This is a genomic window from Myroides sp. LoEW2-1, assembly GCF_009767705.1.
GTDB lineage: Bacteria > Bacteroidota > Bacteroidia > Flavobacteriales > Flavobacteriaceae > Flavobacterium > Flavobacterium album_A.
Window position 1 is genome coordinate 1 of sequence record NZ_WSPP01000218.1, and the last position, 11,660, is coordinate 11,660.

Below are 11,660 nucleotides of genomic sequence, written 5' to 3' on the forward strand. Positions count from 1 at the left end.
GTATTTCTTGTCTATCCTGCGCTAATAAAACGCTTGGCAGTATCATAATACAACTATATACTAACTGTTTTACTATATTCTTCATATTATTTTAATGTGTGATTCCATTTTGGCATTTTAGCTCCATAACGACGAAAAACTGGAATCTCTCCATGAATAAAATCTTCTGAGCTATTATTTAAATCTTGAAGTATAGGTGTACCATCTGCATTCTCACTAATTTTCTTACGTACAACACTTTTAGAGTTATAGGTTGCTCCCACATAAGTCATTCCTGCATCTAATACCGAAGGCATTCTCTTACCTACAATCATATTTTCATTATCTCCTGCCTCTACAGCATCTAGCACATAGCTAGTTGGAATTTTTGCATAAATGGTATTCAAAGAAGACGAAACATCTTTTGCCTGCAATTGTAGATTATTTATAGGATCATATGTTTTATCTGTAGGTACAGAAAACAAAACAAAAGCTCCACCAAAAACAGATGTCAAATATTGAGGGGCACTACCTTTAACAGCTTTTCCATTATAATAGAAATGTTCCATATCAATAGCTGGTTGATCTGGAAAATTTGGATTATCCATATTAAATTCAAACTCAGAAATAGTAGCATCTAAAGGAGAATTTGGATTATATCTTTCTAACTTATGGTTAGCTGCAAATTGAGAAATCACACAACTTTCCCCAGGAAGTAATGGATAGTCTGCACCTGATCCAGGAAATTTCCAAATTCTATCAGTATAAACAAACTTGTCTTGATCCTCTGCTGGCCAAATGGGCTTTTGAGTAGTTGCTTTTGTAGGAGCTATTGTAGCAAAATAAACATGATCTAAATAAATTACCTGATCAGAGTTATTGTAAATTTCATAAAATTGATTTCTAAAATAAAAGGGAGCTGTACCTGCATAAAATATTTCTTTAAAAACTAGTGGACTTATTCGAATTCCATCAACATCCATTTTTAAATAATCAGATTTTACAATTGGAAAATTATTTTTAGCACCTCTCATTAAAAATTGCTCTCCACTATTACTTAATAATCTTCCAGAAATATTTAAATTATAAAGTCCAGGAATTATTTGATTAAATACGATTTGACTACCTTGTAACTTTCCTTTGTATATTTTGTTTTCTTTATAGTTTTCTAAGTTGACTTCTAATCCTGTGATATCTTCTATTTCAGTGACTAAAGAACTCGCCTCAATTTTAAATTCCAATGACGATACAGTATCTGTTTTTAATGCATCGTCAAATGATGTACAACTACTCAAAAAGGCAATTATACATAGTGATATTATTCTTTTCATCTTTACTTATTTTTAAAATAGTTTTGTTAACTCCAGACCAAAGAAAAATTGATTTCCTCTAACCACTTTCACTCCGGGAGTTCTTACAGCATCATGTAATGGATATGATCTAAACATATTATTTACATAAAACGAAACCCTTGTAGTTTTCCCCACTTCTTTAGTTAGGTTCAAATTGAACATGAACATGGGATTATAACTTTCCTTTAAATGCATCTTTTCATCTAGTGGTCTTACAAGAAGTTTATACTCTTCTTCAGGTAATGGGTTAGATGCTAAATCATACATCTGTCCATCTATCTTAGAAATGTATTTTATAGGCTTGTCATAATCTTTAAAACTATACCAATCAGACTCTTTCCAAATAGCCTCTGTTGTAAAGGTCATAACAAAGCCAATTTGAGGAATATGATGTACTAGCCTTAAACTAGTAGAAAAACGTTGGTTATTTACAACCCTGGAACCTTTTTGATAAACTCCAACATGGGTTCTTTCCTTAGGTCCTGTAGAACTATATCCATCAAAAAAAGAATAATTATTACTATAAGTTTGGGATTCTAAAAAACTTCCATTTAAATAAAATGAAGTTCTTATCTGGTTCCATTTTCCAAGATCAAAATCAAACTCTACTCCTTTTGACTTATATTCTAGATTATTTGTAGGCTGATAAAATGAAGCCAGTACAGGATTGCTTGAATCTAAATAAATCCCTTGATCATTTCTTTTATACTGTAAAAAATCAACTGGTTTAAAAGACGACGGTAAGTACCCCATTGAGTATCCATTTTTCAAATGTTCTTTAAATAAAGTAACAACTAACCTTTTCTTATTAAGTTGAAAATCAAATGTAAACTCCGATTTTGTATTTCGAGCTACTTTTAAATCTTTATTGGTAGTATTAAATACTCTTGTTGTCGTTATAAAAAGTTGTTGATCTTCAGGAACATTATTTATTCCTAGTTCATTTATATTTATATATTCAAAATATGCTCTTTCAGGATACAAAAACTGTAATCCTGGAGATTTAACACCTACTCCATGACTAAAACGAATCAACAAGTTATTAGGAATCAAATCAAATGCTAAATTAAATCTTGGAGACCACTGCTCTTTTAATGTAGAATACTTATCATAGCGAAGCCCTGCGTTTATAAGAACATTGCGATTAAACACTTCAAACTCTATTTGATCTTCAGCAAAAAAAGAAAACTGATTTAAAAACGGAATATCATCATAAGATCTTGGTCGAAAACTAGCATTAAAAGCAGATAAATCTCTATAAGGTGGCGCAGTTGGTAAAAAAATTTTTCCTTTTCCTTTATTACCATCTTTCTTATAATCAATCCCTAACAGCACATTATGAGTAAATATGCCTGTGGTTTTCTGAAGTGAACTTGTTAACTTACCAAAAAGATTAATCTCTTTACCATCTATATTATAAAATGCATTATAAGTACTCGGTAACATCATGGCATAATAATCTTCCTCGGTTTGATACTTATTAGAACCAACTATTAAATTACCATCAATATCATAAATATCTTTATTCCTATTAGACATAATACTACCGTCATACATAGTCATAGAATAAGGAGCTGTGGCTGAAGTATATTGTTGCCCATAAAAGCTCTTTTTTACCGTTTGACTATATCCTAAGACATATTTGATGTTTTTAAAAATATCTGAATTAAAGTAATAAGTACCGCTTATATTAAAAACCCAAGCAAGACTACTCCCTTTACTTTGTCTTTGGGTTATTAACTCATCATAATTTCTATATTGATGATCCTTTGATGAGGTAAGTTGTACCATCCAATTAGTCTTTAATCGATCATCTAAAAAGGACTGTTCATATTGAGTTCTAAACTGAAATCTTTCATAAGTTAAATAAGATTGTATTGGACTCTTTATGCTCTTGGCATAGTCAAAATTTGTAGTTAGAACTCCCAATTTATCTGATAGTTTTTCACCTTTTAACACAGAAAACTGATAAACATTAGGGTTTGTCTTAGCTGAAAACATCCAAGGTGTAATTCCTTTCTTTGTAGAGAAAAGAACAGCACCTGAGGTAAGATCTCCATACTGAGCTGAAGCTACACCTTTAATTATCTCAATAGATTCTATTGCATCTGTAGGAACATTTCTAGTATCTATACCTCCTAAAATACTAGATCCTCCACCTAAAGAGGAGAGATTACCATCTACAGCAGGATTCATCATTTGCATATTAGCATTATTAGAAATAGGCATTCCATCTTGGATAATACTAGTCCCAAAAGAATTCATAGAATGCGTTGTACTACCGATATTTCTTATCGATATACTTCTATTGCTTTTTAAGTTTGGATTTGAAGTGATCCCTCCTGGAAGTAAACTCATCGCATCATTTAAGCTTAATGATTGCAGATGATCTAAACTTGCTCTGTTTATCTTAGTAGAGTGATCTTGCTTTTGAATATTTGAAACAACATGAATTTCCTCTAAGCGAAAATTATCATCTTTTAGTACCCACTCAAATTCAATATCACTAGTAACATCAATCAATGTATCTAAACTTACCTTTCCAACATAAGAGATCATAACTTGATGTTTTCCCTTAGGTAATTCTAAAGAAAATTCTCCCTTGTTATTTGAAAAAGTTTCAACACGACTAGGTAACGTATATACATAAGCTTGAGCTAAAGCTTCTTTTTCATTTTTACCTTCTTGCAATACTCTGGCCTTGAGTTTATAGGTCTTAGTATTTTGAGCATAAATAGAATTTGTATATGAAATACCTATCAGTATTATTAAAAAACTAAACTGCTTAAATTTCATTTTGTTTATATAGCTAATTAATTTCATTTGCACGATTGATTTTAGATCGGGACAAAACTATATCTGAATAAAAAATCTACACTGACGAGATGCGAAATAATAAAGACGAGACGAGTAATACTTGCGATTATGGTGATTATAATTCTAATTCTATCAATTAGTTTTGTCTGTATAAGCTTTATAAAAACAATCGTAAAGAGCTTATCTATAAAAATGAAAATTCATAAACTACTTTTTTAATGAATGAACTAATCACTAAAAAAACCTTTAGAGATATTATACGCAAAAAACAAAATCTCTTTATTCTCTTAGGAGTTTGGCTAATATCTATCCTAAGTTGTTTTATCAATTACACTCAATTTACTACCCATGCTACCTCTGTTGAAGCTCATCGTGTTGAAGTAAGGGAAAAATGGGAAAATAGACCTGATAAACACCCCCATAGAATGGCACATTACGGCTACCTTGTTTTTAGGCTTGCTCATCCAATGAGTATATTGGACAAAGGGTTAGACGACTATCTAGGAAATATAATATTCTTAGAAGCTCATAAGCAAAATACGGCAAACATTTCAGAAGCTAATAGCTCAGGGGTTCTTGTACGGTTTGGCGTATTTACCCCTGCTTTTATCTTACAAGTCTTGCTCCCTCTTATTATTTTCTTTGTTGGTTTTAATCTAATAACCAAAGAAAAAGAGGACAATACGTTAAAATTGTTAAGTATTCAAGGAGCCTCAAAAAAGGCTATTATTTTAGGTAAAGTAAAGGGATTGTGGCATTACGCTCTTCTACTTTCTATACCTATATTTCCAATACTAATTGGACTGATAAGCTACAGTTATTTAAGTACTTTTTCTGATATTCTGTTTCGAAGTTTACTGATTCTGTTTTCTTATGCTTTATTTTACTTTTTGCTAAGTTCAATTGTTGTAGGAATCTCAACACTAAGTAAAAACTCATCCATAGCATTGATTAACCTAATTACCATCTGGCTTTTGATGTCAATTATTCTACCTAAAGCAGTACAATATACCGCTCAAATTAGTTATCCAATTGAATCAAGGATTGCCTTTGAATCCAAACTTGAAAAAGAGATTCTAAAAGTTGGTGATAGTCACAATCCCAATGACCCTTACTTTTCTCACATCAAAGACTCTTTATTAAATCATTACAATGTTGATAATGTAAATAAACTTCCCTTTAACTATGGTGGTTTTATAATGAAACAAGGCGAAAAAATCAGTACGGGTATTTACAATGCAAAAATGAAAGAACTAGAAGATACTTTTGAAAAGCAATACCAAATCACCCAATACTCTAGTTATTTTAATCCAATGACAGCCATTAAAAGCTTTTCAACCACAGTTTGTGCAACAGATTATTATGCTTATAAGATGTTTCAAAACCAAGCAGAAGAATACCGCTACAAACTAGCTCAATATATGAATGACTTACAAATAGAACACATCAGTAATGACAAATCTAAAAACGAAATTATTAGTCAAGAAAACTGGAAGAACCTTCCTGACTTTAAATATCAATATACAGGACTATTAACTAGTTTACAAACTCAATTAACCACTTGTTTTGCCCCAGTCTTTTGGTTTGCAATAAGTCTTTTAATCATACTCCTAAGTATCAAAAAACTCAAATTCAATTAAGATGAATAAGTACTTATATAAACAATTTTTTCAAAATAAAGTGTATGTATTTTCACTAATACTACTATTTTTTCTTGGAATATTATCCATACATACTGGAGTTACATTCCTTGAAAAAAACAATCAATTAATACAAGATGCTACTGAATATCAAGAGCAAAGCATTCAAAAAAACACAGCGCACGAAACACATATTGGATCTACTCTTTACTATATAAAATTCCATTTATTTAACGAACCTAGTAAATTAACAGCACTTAATATTGGTATGAGAGATTTTACACCAAGTGTAAAAGGAATAACTATCCGAAATTTAGAAGAGCAGAAATACAATACCGATTTCTATAACCCTACAAGCGCACTAGCTGGAAATTTTGATTTTAGCTTTGTCCTTATCTTCCTTTTTCCACTTATTATAATTGCTATTACTTTCAATATTCTATCACAAGAAAAGGAAAGTGGTACATTAAAACTATTGTCTTTACAAAGCGGAGATATTAAAAAAATAATAGATACTAAGCTAATAATAAGATTTCTATCTATTAGTTCTCTCTATTTTCTATTGCTACTAATTGCTAAATTTTGGATTCAAATTCCACTTGACAAAGCTTTTAGCTTACTTATTTTACTTGGCTTTTTATACATTATATTTTGGTTTGCATTATGCCGTTTTATAGTAGCTAACAATAAGAGTACTTCGTACAATGCGCTTGCTCTAATTCTTATTTGGATAGCAATGAACTTTATTGTTCCGATGGTGAGCTTTGTTCTAATTCAAAAAATGTATCCTATCAAAGAAGCATTACAAACTGTTATAGAACAAAGAGATGGTTATCACAATAAATGGGACGAACCTCAAAAAAACACAATAGATAAATTTCATAATATATATCCTCAATTTAAAACTAATGATACCATTTTTAATAATGATTTCAATTGGAAATGGTATTATGCAATGCAACATCTAGCGGATGTAGAATCAATGAAATCTTCTATTGCCTATCAGGGCAAAATAAAGGCAAGAAATAATGCTGCTAAACTAATAGGTTATTTTTTTCCAAGTATACATACCCTAACACTTTCAAGTGAACTAGCCTTATCTGATCAAAATAATATACTTACGTATGAAAATAGACTAGAGGATTTCCATCACCAGAAACGTTTGCATTTTTATCCCTTAATTTTCTCTAATCAAGACAGTACTGTAGAGAATTGGAACAATCACAAACTAGAAAAATTCAAAGCACAATCAAACGTTTCAATTATCGAACTATTATTTCCCCTACTTCTTATCATTATTATTTTACTGATTATCTCACATAAAAAACTAAAAGAATTATGCTAAAAGCAACCAACCTACATAAAAAATATGACAATAACACAGCGTTACATAGCTTGAATATAGAGCTCAAAAAAGGTGAAGTCTATGCTTTACTTGGTCAAAATGGAGCAGGAAAAAGCACAACTATTAATATATTTTTAGGTTTTATAAAACCAACATCTGGAGAAGCTTTTATAAATGGGATATCTGTTATAGAGAATCCACAATTAATAAAAAAAGACATTGCTTATATACCCGAAACAGTTATGTTATACCCCGAACTAACAGGAATCGAGAATTTAGATTTCTTTAGTAAAATTGCTGGTTTTTCTTACTCTCAGAAAGAACTCATCGATTTTTTAATACTAACGGGACTACAAGAATCTGCACATCATAGAAAACTTAAAGGATACTCAAAAGGAATGAGACAGAAGGTAGGAATTGCCATTGCAGTGGCTAAAAACGCCAAAGTGCTGTTTTTAGATGAACCAACAAGCGGACTTGATCCAATTGCTACAAATGAATTTAATGAACTCATCTGTAAATTAGGTCGTGAAGGTAAAACAATTTTTATGGCCACGCATGATATATTCAATGCGACTAAAGTCTCAACCAAAATAGGAATAATGAAGCAAGGAAAACTGATACAACAATTAGATTCTAAAGATTTTACACCTGATGAATTACAGGAATTATACATAAAAACTATATAAATTAGTTAACTAAAAACGGGTTATAATAAGTTATAATTCGTTTTTTTATCTTTATTTATTTTACTTAAATTTAGTCTTAATAAACTATAATATAAAATCATGAGATATTCTTCTTATAAAAAAATTACCGTTCTACTCTTTTTAATAATTCAAATATTTTCATTTGAATTATTCGCTCAAACAAATACAGAATATTTTGCAATTGAAAATACTCCACTATACCAAATTAAAACTAGTGATGTCAACTTAGCGATACGCTATAAAAAAGGGCAAGGTATCCCTATAGTTTTTATACACGGATCATGGGATGATCATAATTCTTGGTTACCTGTGGCCGAAGAGATAAACAAAACAGCTACTAATCCTATAATTTTATATGATAGAAGAGGACATAGTTCTTCTCCTTTAGATAAAGAGCAAGGTACAATATCAATAGATGTTCAAGATGCTTTATCCTTACTTGATGCTCTAGAGATTAAAAAAGCTCACTTTATTGGACACTCTTATGGAGCAAATATAACTATTGAATTAGCCAATAATCATCCTGATAAAGTTGAGAGTATTGTCCTATATGAACCACCCATTTTTGGAATATTAAAAGGAAGGTCTGAGTATAAAGATATGCTTTCAGAAATACAGGCCGAAATGCAAAAAAGTAAAACCTTGCTTGAGCAAGGGCATATTGAACAGGGAACCTTTAATTTTATTGAAAAAGTAGCCTTTGGAAAAGGTAGTTGGTATTCTATTTTTGATCAAAGAGCTAGAAATACCATGACAGCTAGTTACGCTACTTGGCTTGATCAAGCAAATGACCCTGAACGATTAAATATAAAGCCAGAAAACCTTAATCAATTTAATGGCAAAATTACACTTATTACAGGAAGTGATTCTATTTTAGTGTATCCAGCTGTTGCAAAAACAATAAAACAGAAAGTTAATTCAATAGAGTTACAGACTATTCAAGGTGCAGGTCATGGAGGGCTTATTTCTCATCCCAAACAAACTGCTGATTTAATTAGTAAACATTTAGAACAACTATAATAATATACTTATGTAACTTTACTTTACAAGAACTTATATCCTTAACAAAAGTAAATCACATGAATAATACTCTTAAGGCACAAATAGAGCAAGTAATCTCCCTAACAGACAAGGAGTTTGATTTTATCTTGTCTTGTTTTGTGTTTAAAAAATATAAGAAACATCAATTTCTAATTCAAGAAGGAGAACCTGTACCCTATCTGTTCTTTATTGATACAGGTCTTCTAAAACTTGTTTTTACTGACAATAATGCTAAAGAGCATATTCTAGACTTTGCTATGCAAGGTTGGTGGGAAACAGATCTAAAAGCATTTTATAATCAGTCTTTAGCTAGTATGAGTTTAGAGTGTATTGAAGATACACAGGTCTATGCTTTAGATTTACAAGGATACAATAGATTAAGAAAAGAACTACCAAAACTAAATGAGTTCTTTTTAGACAAGACACACAAAGGATTTATTGCTTCGCAACAGCGTATTTTATCTATGATGAAAAACAATACTACAGAACGATTCTTTGAGCTTCAAGAACGCTTTCCTGGTATTATGCAACGTGTTCCAAAATCTCTTTTAGCAGCCTATCTTGGAGTCTCAAGAGAAACACTAAGCCGATTGGATCTAAAGTGATTTAGCTCACTTTAAATTTATGATATACATCAACTGCTTGTTCTAAGGTTTAATAGCAAATTTGCTCTGTAACTAAATAAGAATACAAGATGATAAAAACAGCCTTTAATCCTTGGCAATGGCAATTCGAGCGTAATTACGCTCAAGCAATAGAAGTAAAAAATGCTCAAAGTACGCTTTACTGTTCTGGTCAAGTCGCTATTGATCAAAATGGAATCTCAAGTAGCGCTGATATGAAAACGCAGCTTTTACTCTGTATTGAAAACTTACAAGAGGTTATAAAAAAAGCAGATTATTCCCTTGAAGGTATTGTTAGATTAAATATCTATACAACTTCTACCACTGAGCTGATGCAACACTTTCCTATTTTACAAGAGTGGCTTGTTAAGCATAAAATCAAACAAGCAACAACAGTACTTGAGGTAAAAGGATTATTTGAAAATCTAACTGTAGAACTTGAAGCTACAGTTGTAAAATAGGTTTAATAAAGAGGAAAAAAATATCCTTTCAATACGCTTACAGGTTCTCCTGTTCGATAAATACAGATAAGGTATTATCAACCTTTAGCTTGTCTCCTATTTGAATGCTGAAGTCGATTAAGCGTTGAGAACACAATTGTGCGTTACTTAATATCTCGTCTTCTGATTTTGTTGTTTTTGTAATCTTTGTTTCTTATCCTCATACAAGAATAGTTGAGGTGTTTTCTTTTGGTAACTCTTAGAAGGGGGTGTCCTGGTTGTAAAGTTTTGTTTAGCAAACATTCGTCAACCACTTCATACCAAAAAACGTTAGCAATAACTTCAATAAATTGGTCGTGAAACTGGAAAATGTAATGCGAATTATCTGTTAGTATTTCCATTACATTTCCACCAAATTCGTACTCTTTGCCGTAATTTTTTCTCTAATTGTAATGCTCTACTAACCAAGAAGAGTTAATTATTTTGTATATCCAAACGACTTCTTCTATAGCCAATGTAATATTTTGTCCGAAAAGTAAGTATTCTCCCCCTTAAAAATCTTAATTGAGTCTACATGCGTTTGAAATTGTTTTTGTGTATATGATTTGTAATGTGTTATTTCACAAATTACTGCTTTTTAAGACTTGAGCAATAAATTGCTTTTAAGCATAATTTTACATCTATAAATGAACAGAATATGTTGTAATAACTAACAAAGTCCAACTGCATTCAGTTGGACTTTGTTTATGGTAAACCGAAATACGCTTAATATTTGATGTCAAATGTAGTTGTTTCAGTTACGTTTTCATCTTTGTGGAATATTATTCTCACCACTTGAGATACAGCTCCTTTTTCATTTAACTGATATATATATGAAAATCTTCTACGAGATGTTTCATATTGCTGTAATAAATTAGTTGCTTTTACACCTAATAATCCCTGAATAGCAGCGTATCTTGGATTAATGAAGTTAGGGTAACCTGCAATAAGTACGTTTAAATCAATATTACTATTGTTTAAAACATCCGATCTTCTATATGTATCTGATATATATGTACTTCCTTTTGTTTTTAAAGGATTTCCATCTTCCCAAATATACTCTTCAATATCGTGATTAAGGTCACTTGTATTTTCAATTTTCACAAGCTGGTTTAGCTCGTTGTATGAGAAGTCGTAACGACTGTTTGTATCCTTTGTATCAGCTAAATTTACCTTTAATGATATGGCTTTTTTCTCATTTGGAGCTAAAGTAAATTCGTACACATCTTCTCCTTTATTTCCTTTTTGTGATACAAAAGCAGTTGCCTTTCCGTTGCTGTAGACATAGCGAATATCCTCAGCACCAAAAGAAGAACTTGTTTTTAATCCACTTACAGTGCTTAATGTATTGTCAGTATTGTAAGTGAAAACAGTTTTTGAAGTTGTTACATTTCCTGCTTTGTTACTGGTAATTTGAATTTCTCTTACCAAGTCAACTTGTTGTGTTTTTATAGGAGGAGATGTAGGTGTTCCTTTGTGTGGCTCTGGATTTACGATGTTGTTATCATCCCCTTTACTACAACTTCCTAAGGTTAATAACATTGCCAAACCAAAGAAAAATAATTGATTTTTAATCATAGTATAGATACTGAGTTTTTGTCTTATTATTACTTTATTTTATACTTTTAATAAATCTTATTATACGATATATTAGATTTTTACTTACTAATATAT

General features: G+C 30.8%; 9 protein-coding genes. 6 read left to right on the plus strand and 3 right to left on the minus strand.

Features of this window, described 5'->3' with window-relative positions; genetic code table 11:
* Nucleotides 1-86: 86 nt before the first annotated feature.
* The gene (locus GOQ24_RS12255; RefSeq protein WP_006256873.1) at nt 87-1,310 is read right to left on the minus strand and encodes a DUF4876 domain-containing protein; all 1,224 of its coding nucleotides are present in this window, start codon (nt 1,308-1,310) and stop codon (nt 87-89) included.
* Nucleotides 1,311-1,322: 12 nt separating this feature from the next.
* Nucleotides 1,323-4,154 (minus strand): TonB-dependent receptor, encoded by a 2,832-nt coding sequence (locus GOQ24_RS12260; protein ID WP_160339820.1) that lies wholly within the window; start codon nt 4,152-4,154, stop codon nt 1,323-1,325.
* A 212-nt stretch (nt 4,155-4,366) separates the two neighbouring features.
* On the opposite strand from GOQ24_RS12260, the gene GOQ24_RS12265 reads away from it, so the two are divergent.
* The 6 genes from GOQ24_RS12265 (at nt 4,367) to GOQ24_RS12290 (ending at nt 9,968) form a co-directional block, all read left to right on the plus strand.
* Nucleotides 4,367-5,788, plus strand: a complete 1,422-nt coding sequence (locus GOQ24_RS12265; protein WP_160339821.1) for a DUF3526 domain-containing protein — start codon at nt 4,367-4,369, stop codon at nt 5,786-5,788.
* 1 nt (nt 5,789) lies between these two features.
* Entirely contained in the window at nt 5,790-7,133 is a 1,344-nt protein-coding gene (locus GOQ24_RS12270) for a DUF3526 domain-containing protein (protein ID WP_160339822.1), read from the plus strand.
* Nucleotides 7,127-7,822, plus strand: a complete 696-nt coding sequence (locus GOQ24_RS12275; RefSeq protein ID WP_006256877.1) for an ABC transporter ATP-binding protein — start codon at nt 7,127-7,129, stop codon at nt 7,820-7,822. Before GOQ24_RS12270 ends, GOQ24_RS12275 begins: the two co-directional genes overlap by 7 nt.
* Before the next feature lie 99 nt (nt 7,823-7,921).
* On the plus strand, nt 7,922-8,863 hold the full coding sequence (locus tag GOQ24_RS12280; RefSeq protein WP_160339823.1) for an alpha/beta fold hydrolase: 942 nt from the start codon (nt 7,922-7,924) through the stop codon (nt 8,861-8,863).
* 59 nt (nt 8,864-8,922) lie between these two features.
* The gene (locus GOQ24_RS12285; RefSeq protein ID WP_160339824.1) at nt 8,923-9,489 is read left to right on the plus strand and encodes a Crp/Fnr family transcriptional regulator; all 567 of its coding nucleotides are present in this window, start codon (nt 8,923-8,925) and stop codon (nt 9,487-9,489) included.
* 89 nt (nt 9,490-9,578) lie between these two features.
* Nucleotides 9,579-9,968 carry a RidA family protein gene (locus GOQ24_RS12290; protein WP_160339825.1) on the plus strand — a complete coding sequence of 130 codons (390 nt, stop codon included), beginning with the start codon at nt 9,579-9,581 and terminating at the stop codon, nt 9,966-9,968.
* Nucleotides 9,969-10,712: 744 nt separating this feature from the next.
* Here GOQ24_RS12290 and GOQ24_RS12295 read toward each other — a convergent pair.
* Nucleotides 10,713-11,564, minus strand: a complete 852-nt coding sequence (locus GOQ24_RS12295) for a DUF4595 domain-containing protein (protein ID WP_160339826.1) — start codon at nt 11,562-11,564, stop codon at nt 10,713-10,715.
* Between the last annotated feature and the right edge of the window lie 96 nt (nt 11,565-11,660).

Bases quoted from the DNA above. Each gene is read 5' to 3' on its own strand.
- GOQ24_RS12280 (WP_160339823.1), top strand. From the start codon at position 7,922: ATGAGATATTCTTCTTATAAAAAAATTACCGTTCTACTCTTTTTAATA.
- GOQ24_RS12260 (WP_160339820.1), bottom strand. From the start codon at position 4,154: ATGAAATTAATTAGCTATATAAACAAAATGAAATTTAAGCAGTTTAGT.
- GOQ24_RS12285 (WP_160339824.1), top strand. From the start codon at position 8,923: ATGAATAATACTCTTAAGGCACAAATAGAGCAAGTAATCTCCCTAACA.
- GOQ24_RS12265 (WP_160339821.1), top strand. From the start codon at position 4,367: ATGAATGAACTAATCACTAAAAAAACCTTTAGAGATATTATACGCAAA.
- GOQ24_RS12290 (WP_160339825.1), top strand. From the start codon at position 9,579: ATGATAAAAACAGCCTTTAATCCTTGGCAATGGCAATTCGAGCGTAAT.
- GOQ24_RS12270 (WP_160339822.1), top strand. From the start codon at position 5,790: ATGAATAAGTACTTATATAAACAATTTTTTCAAAATAAAGTGTATGTA.
- GOQ24_RS12295 (WP_160339826.1), bottom strand. From the start codon at position 11,564: ATGATTAAAAATCAATTATTTTTCTTTGGTTTGGCAATGTTATTAACC.
- GOQ24_RS12255 (WP_006256873.1), bottom strand. From the start codon at position 1,310: ATGAAAAGAATAATATCACTATGTATAATTGCCTTTTTGAGTAGTTGT.
- GOQ24_RS12275 (WP_006256877.1), top strand. From the start codon at position 7,127: ATGCTAAAAGCAACCAACCTACATAAAAAATATGACAATAACACAGCG.